This is a genomic window from Streptomyces sp. NPDC001852, assembly GCF_042891825.1.
Taxonomy (GTDB): domain Bacteria; phylum Actinomycetota; class Actinomycetes; order Streptomycetales; family Streptomycetaceae; genus Streptomyces.
Genome location: NZ_JBIATN010000009.1, coordinates 13,224 through 29,514, shown reverse-complemented (window position 1 = coordinate 29,514; position 16,291 = coordinate 13,224). Strand labels below are relative to the sequence as shown.

18 protein-coding genes are annotated in these 16,291 nt (G+C 71.6%); 7 read left to right on the top strand and 11 right to left on the bottom strand.

What is annotated here, in order from left to right:
• Nucleotides 1-58 precede the first annotated feature (58 nt).
• Nucleotides 59-979: an AEC family transporter gene (locus ACFYZB_RS17170; protein WP_388759124.1), complete on the bottom strand. Its 921-nt coding sequence runs from the start codon at nt 977-979 to the stop codon at nt 59-61.
• Between the two features lie 65 nt (nt 980-1,044).
• Complete coding sequence (locus ACFYZB_RS17165; protein WP_388759122.1) at nt 1,045-1,644, bottom strand: hypothetical protein; 600 nt, start codon at nt 1,642-1,644, stop codon at nt 1,045-1,047.
• Nucleotides 1,645-1,832: 188 nt separating this feature from the next.
• Here ACFYZB_RS17165 and ACFYZB_RS17160 point away from each other — a divergent pair, with 188 nt between their 5' ends.
• On the top strand, nt 1,833-2,219 hold the full coding sequence (locus ACFYZB_RS17160) for an STAS domain-containing protein (protein WP_388759120.1): 387 nt from the start codon (nt 1,833-1,835) through the stop codon (nt 2,217-2,219).
• Here the strand turns inward: ACFYZB_RS17160 and ACFYZB_RS17155 are convergent.
• Entirely contained in the window at nt 2,103-3,116 is a 1,014-nt protein-coding gene (locus ACFYZB_RS17155) for a sigma-70 family RNA polymerase sigma factor (RefSeq protein WP_388759118.1), read from the bottom strand. The genes ACFYZB_RS17160 and ACFYZB_RS17155 overlap by 117 nt on opposite strands.
• A 293-nt stretch (nt 3,117-3,409) precedes the next feature.
• Nucleotides 3,410-4,702 (bottom strand): MFS transporter, encoded by a 1,293-nt coding sequence (locus ACFYZB_RS17150; protein ID WP_388759116.1) that lies wholly within the window; start codon nt 4,700-4,702, stop codon nt 3,410-3,412.
• Between the two features lie 63 nt (nt 4,703-4,765).
• Between ACFYZB_RS17150 and ACFYZB_RS17145 the strand changes: the two genes are divergently transcribed.
• A complete protein-coding gene (locus ACFYZB_RS17145) occupies nt 4,766-5,728 on the top strand; it encodes a LysR family transcriptional regulator (RefSeq protein WP_388759114.1) in 963 nt (320 codons plus the stop codon).
• A 16-nt stretch (nt 5,729-5,744) separates the two neighbouring features.
• On the opposite strand, the gene ACFYZB_RS17140 is transcribed toward ACFYZB_RS17145, so the two are convergent.
• A complete protein-coding gene (locus ACFYZB_RS17140) occupies nt 5,745-6,506 on the bottom strand; it encodes an alpha/beta hydrolase (RefSeq protein WP_388759112.1) in 762 nt (253 codons plus the stop codon).
• A 279-nt stretch (nt 6,507-6,785) separates the two neighbouring features.
• Between ACFYZB_RS17140 and ACFYZB_RS17135 the strand changes: the two genes are divergently transcribed.
• From ACFYZB_RS17135 to ACFYZB_RS17125, 3 genes are all read left to right on the top strand, one after another.
• Nucleotides 6,786-8,006, top strand: coding sequence for an RNA-guided endonuclease InsQ/TnpB family protein (locus ACFYZB_RS17135; RefSeq protein WP_388759110.1), 1,221 nt, complete (start codon nt 6,786-6,788; stop codon nt 8,004-8,006).
• Nucleotides 8,007-8,184: 178 nt separating this feature from the next.
• Nucleotides 8,185-9,348, top strand: a complete 1,164-nt coding sequence (locus tag ACFYZB_RS17130; protein WP_388759108.1) for an adenosine deaminase — start codon at nt 8,185-8,187, stop codon at nt 9,346-9,348.
• Between the two features lie 147 nt (nt 9,349-9,495).
• The gene (locus tag ACFYZB_RS17125) at nt 9,496-9,861 is read left to right on the top strand and encodes an ATP-binding protein (RefSeq protein ID WP_388759106.1); all 366 of its coding nucleotides are present in this window, start codon (nt 9,496-9,498) and stop codon (nt 9,859-9,861) included.
• Between the two features lie 93 nt (nt 9,862-9,954).
• On the opposite strand, the gene ACFYZB_RS17120 is transcribed toward ACFYZB_RS17125, so the two are convergent.
• The 5 genes from ACFYZB_RS17120 to afsQ1 form a co-directional block, all read right to left on the bottom strand.
• Entirely contained in the window at nt 9,955-10,155 is a 201-nt protein-coding gene (locus tag ACFYZB_RS17120; RefSeq protein ID WP_388759104.1) for a PspC domain-containing protein, read from the bottom strand.
• A 92-nt stretch (nt 10,156-10,247) separates the two neighbouring features.
• Nucleotides 10,248-10,811, bottom strand: a complete 564-nt coding sequence (locus ACFYZB_RS17115) for a VanZ family protein (protein WP_388759102.1) — start codon at nt 10,809-10,811, stop codon at nt 10,248-10,250.
• A 196-nt stretch (nt 10,812-11,007) separates the two neighbouring features.
• Nucleotides 11,008-11,625, bottom strand: a complete 618-nt coding sequence (locus ACFYZB_RS17110; RefSeq protein ID WP_388759100.1) for a hypothetical protein — start codon at nt 11,623-11,625, stop codon at nt 11,008-11,010.
• Nucleotides 11,625-13,238 carry an ATP-binding protein gene (locus tag ACFYZB_RS17105; protein ID WP_388759098.1) on the bottom strand — a complete coding sequence of 538 codons (1,614 nt, stop codon included), beginning with the start codon at nt 13,236-13,238 and terminating at the stop codon, nt 11,625-11,627. Before ACFYZB_RS17105 ends, ACFYZB_RS17110 begins: the two co-directional genes overlap by 1 nt.
• The gene (gene afsQ1, locus ACFYZB_RS17100) at nt 13,235-13,912 is read right to left on the bottom strand and encodes a two-component system response regulator AfsQ1 (RefSeq protein ID WP_030830243.1); all 678 of its coding nucleotides are present in this window, start codon (nt 13,910-13,912) and stop codon (nt 13,235-13,237) included. The genes ACFYZB_RS17105 and afsQ1 overlap by 4 nt, the downstream gene beginning before the upstream one ends.
• A gap of 241 nt (nt 13,913-14,153) precedes the next feature.
• On the opposite strand from afsQ1, the gene ACFYZB_RS17095 reads away from it, so the two are divergent.
• The gene (locus tag ACFYZB_RS17095) at nt 14,154-14,924 is read left to right on the top strand and encodes a SigE family RNA polymerase sigma factor (RefSeq protein WP_388759095.1); all 771 of its coding nucleotides are present in this window, start codon (nt 14,154-14,156) and stop codon (nt 14,922-14,924) included.
• A 160-nt stretch (nt 14,925-15,084) separates the two neighbouring features.
• Here the strand turns inward: ACFYZB_RS17095 and ACFYZB_RS17090 are convergent, their stop codons facing one another.
• On the bottom strand, nt 15,085-15,720 hold the full coding sequence (locus tag ACFYZB_RS17090; protein ID WP_351209201.1) for a uridine kinase: 636 nt from the start codon (nt 15,718-15,720) through the stop codon (nt 15,085-15,087).
• A gap of 125 nt (nt 15,721-15,845) precedes the next feature.
• On the opposite strand from ACFYZB_RS17090, the gene ACFYZB_RS17085 reads away from it, so the two are divergent.
• Nucleotides 15,846-16,229, top strand: a complete 384-nt coding sequence (locus ACFYZB_RS17085) for a hypothetical protein (RefSeq protein WP_351209200.1) — start codon at nt 15,846-15,848, stop codon at nt 16,227-16,229.
• Nucleotides 16,230-16,291: the final 62 nt, after the last annotated feature.

The following is a 16,291-nucleotide window of genomic DNA, read 5'->3' as shown; positions in this document are numbered from 1 at the left end:
GGCGGAGCGCCGCCGGTCCCGTTCGGCGTAGGGAGGGGCCCGTGGACGAGGTGCACCCTCATCCCAAGGCCGCCGCCACTGCCACCAGCACCGGTACCGACACGATCGTCGACAACAGGATCGACTCGCGGGCCAGCGACTCGGCGACCCGGTAGCGGCCGGCGTAGGTGAACAGGTTCTGGGCGGCCGGGAGCGCCGAGGTCACCACCACGTCCAGCAGCGGCCCGCCGTGCAGGCCGAAGAGGACCGTTGCCAGCGCCCATGCCACCAGCGGCTGGCCCAGCGACTTCAACGCCACCGACAGCAGGACCGGTTGACGGTCCCGCCCCCGCCCCGGGGCCGAACTGCCGTGCAGCGACAGGCCGAAGACCAGCAGGGCCGCCGGGACGGACATGTTGCCGATGAGGGTGAGGGGGTTCATGAGCGGGCCGGGCAGTCGCCAACCCGCCGCCGACACCACGACCCCCGACAGCGACCCCACCGCTATCGGATTCCGCAACGGCGTCAGCAGGCGCCGCCACACCGTGCCCTTCTCGCCCATGCCGGACAGGTCCAGGATCGTCAGCGCGACCGGCGTCACCAGGACCACCTGGAAGAGCAGTACCGGCGCCACCAGGGACGCGTCGCCCAGGACGTACGCGGCGATCGGGATGCCGAGGTTGCCCGAGTTGACGTAACCCGAGCACAGGGCGCCGATGGTCGTACGGCCCACACCCCAGCGGCGTGCCACGCCCACCGCGGTGAACGCGCCGCAGACCGCCGCCGTGCTCAGGGCCGTCACCAGCAGCCGCGCCGAGAAGAGCACCGACAGGTCGGCCCGTGCCAGGGTCGTGAAGAGCAGCGAGGGGCCCGCCACCGTGAAGGCCAGCCGCGTCAGCACCTCGCCGCCCTGCGCCCCGAGCGTTCCGCGCCGCCCGAGCACGTACCCCACCCCGATGACGACCGCGATCACCACGAACCCGCTCAGCACCCCCGTCACGTGGCCCACCCTCAGGGGCGGGAGGGGAGCCGGTCAATGTGATCTTCGACGAGTGCCGGGGGCCGTCAGCCGCGCAGCCCCACCGGCAGTTGCTGGGGCGGGAGCGTCACATCCCCTGTCGCGTCGACGGGGGTGCCCTTGGGACAGCGCACGCAGCCCGCGGAGGCGGAGACGGCGAGCCGGCCGCGCGGGTACGTGTCGAGACGGACCGTCGCGTCGCTGTGCGGCGGGGTCGCCGAGAGGCTGATGGAGTGATCGAGGCTCGTGTACGTGGTCACCCGCCAGCCCTGCCGCCGCAAGGCACCCCGAGCCCGGCGCAGCGCCGCCTGTCCGGCGTCCTCGGTGACCCCTTTCAGCGCCCACTCGGTGCTGACGGAGACCACACCGGGCACATTCGGCGGAGAGTCGCTCAACTCGTCCCCGAGATGGCTCAGACCCCGGTACTCGCACCCGTAGGCTTCCGCCTCCCGCCCGCCGCCCCACTCGGTGTCCAGCGTCGCCTGCGGCAGGTCGAGGGCGTCGTACGCCTGCCAGGTGTGCCGGTCGAGCCGCTGGGCCGTGACGGCGGGGTCGGCGACCGGGAACGGCGTGCCCTCCCAGACCCGCTGCCCGATGCGGACCAGCCCGACGCTCAGCACCGCCGTCCCGGCCAGGGTCACGGCCACGGTCCCCCACGTCAGGGTCCGTCTCGTCCAGCGGCGTCGGGCCCCGACGGCGGCCGGGGATGCGGCCGGGGATATCGCCTGGGAATGCGGTCCTCGTCTCATGGACGGCATCCTGCGACGGGCGCGCGGACGACACCTGAGCGCTCGTACTCAGCGCGGCTACTCAACAAGCCCGTGCCGGTGGGCCGATGAGTTCCGCCCGCCGCGCCGGTCTACCGCACGTGAAGGCAGAGGAACCCGCCGTGCTCGTGCTGCGCGGCCCCGTCACCCGGGACGAGGTGGCGGGGCTGTGTGCCCGGGTGCGGGTGCTGCTGGCGGGCAGTGGCGCCCGTGTCGTCGTGTGCGACGTGGGCGGGCTCGGGCCGCCGGGCCTGGCCGTCGTGGACCTGCTGGCGCGCCTGGAGCTGGCCGCCCGCCGGGCCGGCGGGCGGATCCGGCTGCGGGACCCCGATCCCGCGCTACCCGCCCTTCTCGACCTCGTCGGACTCCGCTTCCAGGTGGAGGGGCAGCCCGAAGAGCGGGAACCAGCGCTTGGTGTCGAGGAAGCAGTGGAAACCGGTGATCCGGCCCTCTGACAGCTCCAGCACCTGCACGGCCCAGGGACCGAAACCGCCCTTCTCCTCGTCCGGCTTGTAGTGCGCGAACCCGGGCAGGCCGTTGACCTGGACCGGCAGCAGCCGGGAACCGGCGCAGGAGGCGCCGAGGGTCGTCATGAAACCGGTGATGTCGGCCGGGCCGCGCAGCCACAGGTCGAACGGCGGCATCGTCATGACGGCGTCCTCGTGCAGCAGCGCCGTCAGCGCCGTCATGTCGTAGCCCTCGAAGGCTTTGACGTAGCGCTCCAGGAGTTTCTGCTGCTCCTCGTCGAGCGGATCGGACACCGCGCCCTCGGGGCTCGCGTCCGCGCGCTCCGCGAGCGTGGCCCGCGCCCGCTGCAGCGCGCTGTTGACCGAGGCGACGGAGGTGTCCAGCAACTCGGCGACCTCGCTCGCCTTCCAGGCCAGGACCTCGCGCAGGATCAGCACCGCCCGCTGCTTGGGCGGCAGCTGCTGGAGGGCCGCCATGAAGGCCAGCCGGATCGACTCCTTCGCGACGGCGGCCTCCGCCGGATCGTCGACCGTCGGCAGCACGCGCGCGTCCGGCACCGGCTCCAGCCAGGTGTGGTCGGGGCGGGGGGAGAGCGCGACCTGCGCGAGCGGTGTCGATTCCGTCAGGTCCATCGGCCTCGCCCGCTTGTTGCCCGCCGTCAGCATGTCCAGGCACACGTTCGTCGCGATCCGGTACAGCCACGAGCGCAGGCTGGAGCGGCCCTCGAACTTGTCGTAGCTCCGCCAGGCCCGCACCAGGGTGTCCTGCACCGCGTCCTCCGCCTCGAAGGAGGAGCCGAGCATGCGGTAGCAGTACCCGGTCAGCTCGGTCCGGTGCTTCTCCAGTGCAACGTCGAGGTCCGCCGTCGCCGTGCTGTCGCCCATCGTCCACCCACCCCTGTGGCCGTCCCTGTAGCGCTCCATCGCGCCCCAGCACTTGGAAGCTACCGCAGGCCACTGACAACGGCCCCCCGAGTCCGAAAAGGCCCAGCTCAGACCAGTTGCTTCACGGACATGAGCAGATGCCGGCGCCCGTCTGCCGCCCCGCCTCCGCCAGTCCTCCGCGCGCGATCCGGAACTCCATACGGCAAACCCCCTGTATCGACGGACAGTTGTCCGGCGGACGCCATCCGCGCCCACTGACAACCGGCCCCGAGCAGGGGGTTTCGGCCAAGGGGTCAGTGCGCCGCGACCAACTCCTGCCGGGCCGCGACCCGGGCCGCCCTGGTGCCGAGCACGGTGATCGTCACCACGCCGACCACCGCGAGCAGGCCGACGCCGACCGTGCCGCTCCAGCCGTCCGCGTGGAAGGCCGTCGCGCCGACCGTGCTGCCGACGCTGGAGCCGACGTAGTACATGGACTGGTACAGGGCCGAGGCCTGGGCGCGGCCCCGCGTGGCCGTCTTGCTGACCGCCGAGGAGGCGACCGCGTGCCCCGCGAAGAAGCCCGCCGTGATCAGCACCAGGCCCAGCAGGACCAGCGGCAGGGAGGGGGCCAGCGAGAACAGCAGGCCCGCCGCCGTCGTACCGCCCGCCAGGTACAGCGCGCCCCGGCGGCCGAGCCGGCCCACCAGCCGGCCCGCCGTGGACGCCGACACCGTACCCACCAGGTAGACCAGGAAGATCGAGCCGATGATGCCCTGCGGCAGTCCGAACGGCGCACCCGTCAGCCGGTAGCCGATCACCGTGTACACGCCGCCGAACACGGTCATGAACAGCGCGCCGATCGCGTACAGCCGCCGCAGCAGCGGGTTCGCGAGGTGGTCGCGGACCGTGTCGAGCAGCACGCGGGGCCGCAGCGAGCCCGCCGTGAAGTGCCTCGGCGTGGGCAGCAGCAGCCGGAAGGCGATCGCGCACCCGACGGCGATCACCCCGATCACGCCGACCGCCGCCCGCCAGCCCCACTCCTGGGCCACCCAGCCGGTGATCACCCGGCCGCTCATGCCGCCCACGCTGTTGCCCGCCACGAACAGGCCGATCGCCGTGACCAGAGCCTTGGGCCTGACCTCCTCGGCCAGATAGGCCTGCGCCGAGGCCGGCAGACCGGCCAGCGCCGCGCCCTGCACCGCCCGCAGCACCACCAGCACGCCCAGCGACGGCGCGAACGGCACCAGCAGCCCCACGCTCACCGCGACGGCCAGCGAGGCCGTCATCACCGTACGGCGGCCGAAGCGCTCGGACAGGGCGCTCATCGGCAGAACGAACAGGGCGAGTCCCCCGGTCGCGGCCGCCACGGTCCAGCTCGCCTCGCTCGCCGCGACCCCGAACTCGCCGGAGATCAGCGGCAGCAGGGCCTGCGTGGAGTACAGCAGGGCGAAGGTCGCGACTCCGGCGAGGAAGAGGGCGAGGCTCATCCGGCGGTAGCCGGGGCCGCCCGGAGTCATGCGGGAGTCGGCGGCGGTGGTGTCGGAGACGGGGACGGGCGTTGCGGCGCCCACGACGGTGGACGCCCCGGTACTGGCGGGAGACATGCCTCGACCGTATGGACGGCCCGTCTCATCCGTCCAATGCATGGAATCGCCATAATCGTTCCCATGCAGCATCAGCAGAGCTCACAGCCTCGCCTGTCACCGAACAGTGACACAGAAGACATGTTCGAGTTGTCGAGGGTGCTGGCTCCCCGCCTCGCGTACTTCGCCGGCGTGGCCCGCACGGAGCACGTCACCCGCGCCGCCCACGAGATGAACGTCCCCCAGTCCACCCTCTCCCGCGCGATGGCCCGCCTGGAGCAGGACCTGGGCGTCGACCTGTTCGCCCGGCACGGCCGCACGGTCTCCCTCACCCCCGCCGGCCGCACCTTCCTCGCCTCCGTGGAACGCGCCCTCGCCGAGATCGAGCGGGCCGCCGAGGAGGTACGCGCCGACGCCGACCCGGCCACCGGCAAGGTCGCCTTCGGCTTCCTGCACACCATGGGCGCCGAGACGGTCCCCGGCCTCCTGCACGCCTTCCGCGAGGACCACCCGCGCGTCCGCTTCAGCCTGGTGCAGAACTACGGCGAGGCGATGCTGGAGCGGCTGCGGGCGGGGGAGCTGGACCTCTGTCTGACCTCCCCGGTCCCGGACGCCCCCGACCTGGTCGCCCGCCGCCTGGACGAGCAGAAACTCCGCCTGGTCGTCCCGGCCGACCACCGCCTGGCCGGCCGTCGCCGCATCCGCCTTGCCGAGGCGGCCGAGGAAACCTTCGTCACCCTGGAGCCCGGCTACGGTCTGCGCCGCATCTTCGACGGCCTGTGCCGCGAGGCCGGCTTCCGCCCGAGGGTCGCCTTCGAGGGCGAGGAGGCGGAGACCCTGCGGGGCCTGGTGGCGGCCGGGCTGGGGGTCGCCCTCCTGCCCCCGCCCACCGTGCCCAGGCCAGGGGTCGTGGAACTGACGGTGACGGCTCCGAGGGCGGTCCGCGAGATCGGCGTGGCGTGGTCGGCGGACCGCCCGGACACCCCACCGGTGGCGGCCTTCAAGAAGTTCCTGCTCTCGAGAAGGGGCAACCTGCTGCCGACGTGAGGGACGGCGGCCCCGGCTACCGCCTCAGCGACTTCCCGAACCCCGCAGCCAGCGGCATCCGGAGCCCGATGGGCGGCGGAGCCGCAAGCGCGTCCTCGACCGGGCGGGACACGGAGTGCCCGAACAACGCCCCCATCATGAAATCAACGGCCAGCCAGGCCACTTCGTCCCGATGCCCCTGCAACCGGTGCCCGTCGGAATGCACCTCGAACCGGCACACCTCCCGGTTCACCTTCTTCGCCCGCGCCGCGAACCGGAACGACAGCTCGGGATCGGTCCGCTCGTCGTTCGTGCCGTGCACGATCAGCACCCGCCGCCCCACCAGCTGCTTCACCGGCTCGGCAGGCGCGGCGACGTCGTCCTCCGGCAGCCAAGGGGCGAGCGCCACGACGGAGTTGACGGCCTCGTGGCCACCGGCCCGCAGCGCCGCGCGTCCGCCCATGTCCAGTCCGACCAGGCAGACGGGAACGTCCCCGTACCGTCGTACGACCTCGTCGGCGGCCCACTCGGCGTCCACGGCCAGATGTGCCTCGCTGCCGTTCCAGCCCCGGCACCGGTAGTGGACGGCGTGGACGGCCAGCCCCTCTTCGCGTCCCGCGCGAGCGAGCCGGCGGGCCAGCGAGCGCAGCGCAACCGTCGCCCGCACGGGGGACGGCCTGCGGGCGGAGATCTCCTCCCCGCCGGGAAGCAACAGCACCACTCCGCTCACCGCCGTCGGCACCGGGCCGACGGCCTTCCCCAGCCCGGCCGTTCGGACCGGTGTCGCTTGCTGTCCCATCCATCCTCCTAGCAAGGGGACCACCGGCTTTGGCCGATGGGGGCGTTGCTTCTCGACACTGCTCTGACATCACCTGTGGGCGCAGGGATGCGGCATATCGCAAAGTGGCAGCATTTTGGTTGTGGCTAGAGGTGGTCGTCGGGAATCGCTGAACCTTCGCGTTCCCCCGGACTTGAAGCGGCAGATCGAGGAGTATGCCGACCGCGTCGGCATCTCGATCAATGCTGCCGCATGCGTCCTTCTGGCTGTGGGCCTGCGCGCCGAGAGGCAGCGTGATCGATGATTCGTGCCTACAAGTTCCTCCTGCGACCCACGACCCGCCAGGCGGTCGCCCTGCGCGACATGCTGGCCGATCACCGTTCGCTGTACAACGGCGCGCTTCAGGAGCGTCGGGACGCCTACCGGCACGTGTCGCAAACATCCGTGCGGTACGGCGACCAGCCGGCCCAACTCAAGGCGATCCGGGTGTTCGACCCGGAGCGTCAGGGCCGCTGGTCGTTCTCCTCGCAGCAAGCCACTCTGCGCCGCCTGGACAAGGCGTTCCAGGCGTTTTTCCGCCGGGTCAAGAACGGCGAGAAGCCCGGATACCCGCGCTTCAAGGGCGCCGGTCACTTCGACACGGTGACCTTCCCAAAGGACGGGGACGGCTGCCGCTGGGACTCCACGCCTGACAACAAGCAGACCCGCGTCCGCCTGCAAGGCATCGGACACATCCGCGTTCACCAGCACCGGCCCGTGCAGGGCCACGTCAAGACGATCTCGGTGAAGCGTGAGGGGAACCGCTGGTACGTGGTCCTCGCGTGCGACAACGTGCCCGCCGACGAGCTGCCGCCTACGGGTGTGATCGTCGGCGTCGACATGGGCACCGTGCATTTCCTGACCACGTCGGACGGTGGGCACGTCGCCAACCCGCACTTCCTCGGCGCGATGGCCGACGAACTGGCCGAGGCGCAGCGGCACCTTGCGACGTTCCCGAAGCGGACCCGACAGCGCACCAAGAAGCACCGTGCCGCTGCCCGAAAGGTCGCCAGGCTGCACGCCAAGATCCGGCGGCAGCGACTCGACTTCCACCACGAGACCGCCCGCGCGCTCATCACCGACCACGATGTGATCGGGCACGAACGGCTCAACACGAAGGGCATGACCAAGAGCCCGGCCCCCAAACCCGATCCTGAGAGCAACGGCGCGTTCCTGCCGAACGGTGCCGCCGAAAAGGCCGGGCTCAATCGCAGCATCCTCGATGCGGGTTGGGGACAGTTCCTCGGAATCCTGGCGAACAAGGCTGAGAGTGCCGGTCGTCTGGTGATCCCGGTGGATCCTCGTAACACCTCCCGTACGTGCTCGCTCAGCCTTGGAGGCTGCGGCCACGTAGCTGAGGAGAACCGCGTCACCCAAGCAGAGTTCAAGTGCACGGTGTGCAGTTTCACCGCTAACGCGGACCACGTCGGCGCCTCGAACATACTTCACAGGGCTGGGCTGGCCCTCTGTGCGGCGGCCTAGCCACCGACACAGGAAGCCCGCGCGGCTACGCGTGGGTGGAGTCACGACAGAACAGTGTCAGAAGGGGCGGGGTACGAAACCCGTACGGCCGGTCACCGTTGCGTATCGACGGAAAACCGTCCCCGAAGAGCTGCCGCGTTCGCAGGATCTCTACGCGCGTAGGCGTTACAGTGCGGAAATGACGAGCCAGACTGCACCAAGTGGGGCCGTTCCGACGCCGGACCAGATCCGCCGGGCACCCAAGGTTCTGCTGCACGATCATCTCGACGGCGGGCTCCGCCCCGGAACCGTCGTCGAACTCGCCCGGGAGGGCGGCTACTCGGAGCTTCCCGAGGCCGATCCGGACAAGCTGGGCATCTGGTTCCGCGAGGCCGCCGACTCCGGCTCGCTGGAACGGTACCTGGAGACCTTCAAGCACACCGTCGGCGTGATGCAGACCCGCAACGCGCTCGTCCGGGTCGCCCGCGAGTGCGCCGAGGACCTCGCGCAGGACGGGGTCGTCTACGCCGAGGTGCGCTACGCCCCCGAGCAGCACCTGGAGGGCGGGCTGACCCTGGAGGAGGTGGTCGAGGCCGTCAACGAGGGGTTTCGGCAGGGCGAGCGGCTCGCCCGGGAGAACGGCCACCGCATCCGGGTCGGCGCCCTGCTGACCGCCATGCGGCATGCCGCCCGCTCCCTGGAGATCGCCGAACTCGCCAACCGCTACCGGGACTCCGGAGTCGTCGGCTTCGACATCGCGGGCGCCGAGGCCGGCTACCCGCCCACCCGGCACCTGGACGCCTTCGAGTACCTCAAGCGCGAGAACAACCACTTCACCATCCACGCCGGCGAGGCCTTCGGGCTGCCGTCCATCTGGCAGGCGCTGCAGTGGTGCGGCGCCGACCGGCTCGGGCACGGCGTGCGGATCATCGACGACATCGAGGTCCACGAGGACGGCTCCGTCGCGCTCGGCCGACTGGCGTCCTACGTCCGCGACAAGCGGATCCCGCTGGAGCTGTGCCCCAGCTCCAACCTGCAGACCGGGGCGGCGCCCTCCTACGCCGAGCACCCGATCGGGCTGCTGCGGCGGCTGCACTTCCGGGCCACCGTGAACACCGACAACCGGCTGATGTCGCACACCAGCATGAGCCAGGAATTCGAGCACCTCGTCGAGGCGTTCGGTTACACGCTCGACGACATGCAGTGGTTCTCGGTCAACGCAATGAAATCCGCGTTCATTCCTTTCGATGAACGGCTTGCCATGATCAATGACGTCGTCAAGCCCGGATATGCGGAACTGAAATCCGAATGGCTGTTCCGGCAGACGGCCTCCACCAGCGGCTCTGCGGGTTCGGCGGGATAGCGGCGGCTCGGCGGGCGGGCGGGTTGTGAAAGCCGGTTCACAACCCGTCCGCATTTCGGTGTTTGCGGCGGGTGATCGGGCGTGTTTACGGTCGAGGACCGTTCATCGTTTTTCCTCTCCGTCCCCTATTCCAAGGACGCATTCACCATGAAGCACTCTGCCGTCAGGACTCTCGGTGTCGCCGCCCTCGGTGCCGCTTTCGCCGCCGTCGGTGCGGGCGCGGCCAACGCGGCGGCCCCGGCCGTACCGGACGCGACCCCGGCGCTGGACTCCGTCACCAGCACGCTGCCGGCCGAGGGCACCGGCGTGGACCAGCCTGCTGCCACCGCCGCCCTCAGCCGGGGGCAGGACGCCCTGGGCGCCGGCATGGCCGCCACGCGGCCGGCCGTCGAGAACGCGCTGCAGGGCGGGCCGACCGGGCCGCTCCACAGCCGCCTCGGCGGACTGCCCGTGCAGGGCGCGCCCGTGCACGGCCTGCCGGTGAACGGTGTGAACGGGATCTCGCTCGGCTGACGCCGGCCGCCGTACGACGCCGTCGGGGCGCCCCGGTCAGGTCCGGGAGCGCCCCGACGGCGTTCTGCGTACGGCAGTCGGCACGTACGGCGGTCACCAGGCGGTGCGCGTCCTGTCCTCGGCCGGCAGCAGTATCCACAGCGCTATGTAGAACAGGAACTGGGGGCCGGGCAGCAGGCAGGACAGCAGGAAGATCACCCGCATCGTCGTCGCGGAGGTGCCGAAGCGGCGCGCCAGTGCTGCGCACACTCCGCCGATCACACGGCCGTGGGTCGGGCGGGCAAGGGTGGTCATGTCGGCTCCTCCGTGGTCATCGGTTCCCGTCGCCGGCCGGCTTCCGGCAGCTGTCTTCGACGGTACGCAGACGAAGCGGACGAAGCGTCACTCTATGGAGCCATCCCGACCCTGGGAATCGTCGGGGTACGCCCCTGAGACGGCTCCTCCTGGACGGTGACGGGGCCGGCCCCGGCGCGGTCGTCCAGCTGCCGCCGCCGCACCCGGGCGCGGCCCGCCGGCACGACCAGCAGGTGGGCCAGCGCGACACCGGTGGTGTTCAGCAGCAGTGAGTCGACGTCCACGACCCGGCCGGGGACACCGGTCTGCAGCAGGGCGATGCCGACCGAGACCAGGGCGCCGGCGGCCGTCGTACGGATGAGGGAGGAGACCGGCGACACGGTGAGCCTGCCGTGCGCCATCGGCAGCAGCACGCCGAGCGGGGCGAGCAGGGCCAGGCCCTCGCCGATGCGTCCGGCAGCCTCCGGCCAGCCCAGGGCCAGATCGGCCCGGATACCGGCGAGGGGGTGCAGGTTGGGGGGTGTCACCCAGGGGACGTCCAGGGGCCGCAGCATCAGCCAGGCGACGAGGGCGAGGTGGGCGACGAGGAGGACACCTCCTGCCACCCGGACACGGATCGCGGCGCTGTCGCCGCCGATGGAGCCTTGACGCTGCACGACCCCCTAGACGCAGCGCGGGTGCCGATCGGTTCCGCGCCGCAACTTCTCGGTTGCACTGCGCGGTTGCGCTGTCCGCTGTGGAAGCGCGGAAGCGGGATCGCCGTTGGGGGTTCTGTTTCGTCGCGGGGTGCGGGTCCGTCTGTGGTTGCTCGCGCAGTTCCCCGCGCCCCTTCGGGGCGCTGCCCCCGCGGCGCTACCGCCCCGCCACCTCGCTGGACGGCGGTTCCACGCTGCCCGGGCGGTCGCGGACGTCGCCGGTGCACTCGTAGCGGCGCAGGGGGCCGCCCGCCGGGCCGCCGAGGATGACCGAGCCGTCGCCCTCCGTCGCCGCCGAGTCGGACAGGGTGCACACCAACTGGGCCAGGGCGTAGGAGGTGAGCCGGGACGGCGCCGTGCTCAGGCGGAGTGCGTCCTCGGGGTCACCGGGGCCGGGCCCGTGCACGGTGAGGCCGCCCGGCACGTACGTCGTGTAGCCCGCGGAGCGCTCCGCGGCGGACGGGGACGCGGCGAGCTGGTCCAGGAGCCCCTGGGCCACGATCACGCGGCGCCGCGCGTCCGGGGTGCCCTCGGGGACGCGTACCGTCCGGTCGACGGTCACCAGGGACGCCCCGCAGAGCAGGAAGACCTGCACGGGCACGCCGTGCGAGGACTGCGTGGCCAGGTCCGGCCCGGCCAGCGAGCACGGCACCCGCGAGGGCGCCGCCCCGAAGTCGGTCGGCACCTGGGTGGCCCGGATGCCGCAGCCGGAGAGCAGCAGGCCGAGGAGGGGCAGCGCCAGCAGGCGTCGCACGGTCAGGCGTCGTACGGACATCACCCCTCCTCTCCTGAACTTCCTGGACTTCCCGGGCTTCCGGAGTTCCCGGAAGCGTTCTTGTCGGTCTTCTCGCCCTCGTCGGCCTCCTCCGTCAGCCGGGAGGCGTCCCGTGGCAGCCGCAGCGTGAACACCGCGCCGCCGTCCGGCGAGTTGGCGGCGCTGATCCCACCGCCGTGGATGTGGGCGTTCTCCATGGCGATGGACAGGCCCAGCCCGCTGCCCTCGGAGCGCGGCCGCGAGGCGCTCGCCTTGAAGAAGCGGTCGAAGACGTGGGGGAGCACGTCCTCGGGGATGCCCGGCCCGTGGTCACGCACCGCGATGACCAGGTCGTCACCGTCTATGCGCACCGACACCCGCACCGGCGACCCGCCGTGTTTGAGCGCGTTGCCGATCAGGTTGGCGAGGATGACGTCCAGCCGACGCGGGTCGAGGCGGGCGTGGATGCCGCGCTCGGCGTCCAGCTCGACCGCGTCCAGCCAGGCCCGGGCGTCGATGCAGGCGGTGATCTGGTCGGCGAGGTCGACGTCGTCCAGGACCAGCCGGGCGGTGCCCGCGTCGAAGCGGGTGACCTCCATCAGGTTCTCGACCAGGTCGTTCAGGCGCCGGGTCTCGCTCACCACCAGCCGTACGGCCGGCTCGATCATCGGATCCACGGATCCGGACCCGGCCTCGAGCTCCTCCTCCAGCACCTCCGTCACGGCGGTGATGGCGGTCAGCGGCGTCCGCAGTTCATGACTCATGTCGGCGACGAAGCGGCGCGAGGCCTCGTCCCGCGCGGCCATCTCCGCGACCCGCTTCTCCAGCGCCTCGGCGGCGTTGTTGAACGTCCGGGAAAGATCCGCGAGTTCGTCGGTCCCCGACACCCTCAGCCGCGTGTCCAGCCTGCCCTCGCCGAGCCGCCGGGCGGCGACCCCCAGCCGGTGCACCGGCTTCAGCACGGTCGTGGCGGCGGCCTGCGCGAGCAGCGCGGCGCCGATCAGGGCGAGTCCGGTCGCGATGCCCAGCGACCAGGCCAGCGAGTTGAGGTCCTTCGCCTCCGGCTCCAGGGACTTGGCCATGTAGCCCGTGGGTCCGCCGCCGATCAGCCGCGAACCGGCCACCAGATACGGCGTGCCGTGATCCACGACCCGCTGCCAGTACAGGTGGTACGGCTCCTTGTTGGTGTCGGTCACCTGCTGCTGCTTGTTCACGGCCGCGCGCAGCGGCTTCGGTACGTCCTCCAGCGAGAAGCCGTTGATGCCGCCCGAGTTGCCGTACACCGTCTTGCCGTCGGCGTCCTGAGCCACCAGCAGCACGCTGAAGTGCTGGCTGCTCGCCGCCATCTGGCCCGCCGCCCGCTGGAGCTGGTCCTGCGTGGGGTGGGCCGGCAGCGCGCCCGCGCGGTTCTGCATCTCCTGCCGGAAGTCGCGCAGCACCGCGTCCTGGGCGCGGGTGAGCACCGCCTCCCGGTTCAGCCAGTAGGCGATGCCGGACGCCGAGACGGCGGCCGTGAGGGCCACCAGAGCGAAGACGACGACCAGGCGCAGCCTGAGGCTGGTGAACCTGAGCCGCGACAGGCTCCCCCTGCGCCGCGCGGACCACCCGCGCAGCCCCCCTTGCGTATCGGTCACTGAGGCGCGTCCAGGCGGTAGCCGACACCACGGACGGTACGGATCAGCGTCGGGGACGAGGGCACGTCCTCGACCTTCGCGCGCAGCCGCTGGACGCAGGCGTCCACGAGCCGGGAGTCACCGAGGTAGTCGTGCTCCCACACCAGCCGCAGCAGCTGCTGCCGGGACAGCGCCTGGCCCGGCCGCCGGCTCAGCTCCAGCAGCAGCCTGAGCTCGGTCGGGGTCAGCTGCAGGTCCTCGCCGTTCTTCGTCACGGTCATCGCCGACCGGTCGATGACCAGGCTCCCGAAGGTCGCCGAGTCGCTGGACTCGCGCTCGCCGCGCCGCAGCACGGCCCGGATCCGGGCGTCCAGGACCCGGCCCTGGACGGGTTTGACGACGTAGTCGTCGGCGCCGGACTCCAGTCCGACCACCACGTCGATGTCGTCATTGCGCGCGGTCAGCAGGATGATCGGCAACTGGTCGGTGCGCCGGATGCGACGGCACACCTCGAAGCCGTCGATGCCGGGCAGCATCACGTCCAGCACGATCAGGTCGGGCCGCTGCTCGCGCAGCAGCTTCAGACCGTCCTCACCGCTGGCAGCGGTCGCCACCCGGTGCCCCTGGCGCGTCAGGGAGAGCTCCAGGGCCGTACGGATGGCGTCGTCGTCCTCGATCAGCAACAGGGAAGGCACGGGCTCATTCTGGCCCATGGACGGGCTGTCGTACGACCCGCCGACACCTGGCCTTCCCTACCGCCACCATCTGTGCACTTCCTGTGACGGCACGGGGCCGGACCCCTGTGACAGGTCTGTGACAGTCGGCGGACACGGCGATGAAGTCGCCCCGGCAGTCTTTTGGACACGGGCCGGACGGGGGAGCCACAACCGGCCCGGCAAGACCGAGTCACCGGAAGTCCACGACGGGGAGCGCGAGATGAACACGCTGCACAGCATCAGCACCAGCGCAGTGGTCACGCGCCTGCACGACGTGAACCGGGGATCCGAGAAGTCCGGTGCCGTGAGCGGGCGGGGGTGCGCTCGCGGCACCGGGCGGCAGCACACCGCGTATGCGCAGCAGGGGCTTCAGCCCTACATGACGGTGGTCGACGCGCGCACGGGGGAGGGCAAGGCCCACGGGGGAGCCGCGTACGGGGAGGACTCGGGGGAGCAGCGCCGTTCCCTGACGGAGGCGGAGTTCACCGCCTACGTCCAGGAGCGCCGCGCCTCCCTGTACGCCACCGCCTACCACCTGACCGGCGACCGCTTCGAGGCCGAGGACCTGCTGCAGAGCGCGCTGTTCTCGACGTACCGGGCGTGGGAGCGGATCAGCGACAAGGCCGCGGTCGGCGGATACCTCCGCCGCACCATGACCAACCTGCACATCAGCGCCTGGCGGCGCCGCAAGCTCAACGAGTACCCGACCGAGGAACTGCCGGAGACGCCCTCCGACACGGACGCGATGCGCGGCACCGAGCTGCGCGCGGTCCTGTGGCAGGCGCTGGCCCGGCTGCCCGAGCTCCAGCGCACCATGCTGGTCCTGCGCTACTACGAGGGCCGTACGGACCCGGAGATCGCGGAGATCCTCGACATCAGTGTCGGCACGGTGAAGTCCAGCATCTGGCGCTCGCTGCGCCGGCTGCGCGAGGACGAGGTCCTCAGCTTCGGCCGTGACGAGGAGGACGCCTTCGGCGAACTGGTCGCCTGAAGGTCCGGGGTCACTGGGGGGTGACCCCGACGGGGGAAACGGGGGAGGGGCAACGGGGGAAACGGGGGAGCAGGAGAAGCGGGACTGGAGGGTCGGGGGGCCTGTCCAGTCCCGTTTTTCTGTTTCCGCCTCGCGTCTCCGTCCGGTTTCCGTACGGCTGTTACGCCACCGTCCGCTGACGGGGCTGCCGCCCCGCCGCCGCTGCCGCGAGCCGCCCCAGCGCCTCGTCGCGGTCGCACGGATGCGCGCCCAGCGACACCTGGCGGGCGACGATCGAGCGTTCCGCGCGCATCAGCCGCCAGCCGCGGCGCAGCAGGAACGGCACCGACTTGCGGCCCTCCTTCAGGTCCCGCAGGAAGCGCCGGCGGAAGGTGGTGACCGGCCCGCGGCTCAGGCACAGCGCGTCCGCGAGCACGCCCAGCTCCCGGCAGCGCTCCACGATCTCCGCGGCGAAGATGCCCTCCGCGATGAACAGCGGGGTACGGCCGATGCGCAGCGTCTCCGCGCCGGTACGGGCGCTCAGCGCGATGTCGTACACCGGCACCGGTGTCGAGCCCGTCGCGCACAGCCGGGTGATGGCCTCGACCGCGACCTCGGCGTCCCATGACTCCGGGTGGTCCCAGTCGATGTCCGAACTCCCCTGCACCAGGGGCAGAGTCGGGTCGTCGCCCTCCTTGTAGAAGTCGTCCAGACGCAGGACGGGGAGCCCGGAACGGGCGGCGACGAGGGACTTGCCCGAACCCGAGGGGCCGCACAGCAGCACGACACGGGCGGGGGACGGGGGATGAATGCTCACGGAACACCAGTTTGACGCATGGCGGCGCCCCTGCCGACCCCGCGGGTCGGCTTTTGAGCGTGACTCCCGCCTCAACTACCCTTCGTGTCGACCACTTCACCCTGAGTGCCAGAAGGTGACCCCGCATGACACGACACACGTCCCTCCGCCGCCACACCGCGCGGCGCGCCCTGATCGTCCTCGCGACCGCCTCGGCGGCGCTGGGCGCGGGCGTGGCGACGGCATCGGCGGACGCCGCTCGCGTCCCGGACGTGCCCCTGCGGCCGGCCTCGCCGGGGATGACGGCCCCGCAGGCCGGCGCCCAGGTGCCGGGGCTGACCGACTATGCCGCCATCCCCGTCCAGGCCCTCCAGTACACCCCCGTCGCCCACACTCGTGTCGCGCCGGGGGACTCCGGTGACCTCGGCGGCCTGACCGGACCGGTCGCCCGGATGGGCCCCGTCGGTGCCGTGCCGATCGCCGAAGGACTCAGCGGAGTGTTCGGCGGCCTGACCGGAGCCGAGGGCTGAGGGCACAGGAGAGAGCCGCGCCGCCCTGGACGGAGGGCGGCGCGGCTCTCGGCTGTCGTGGC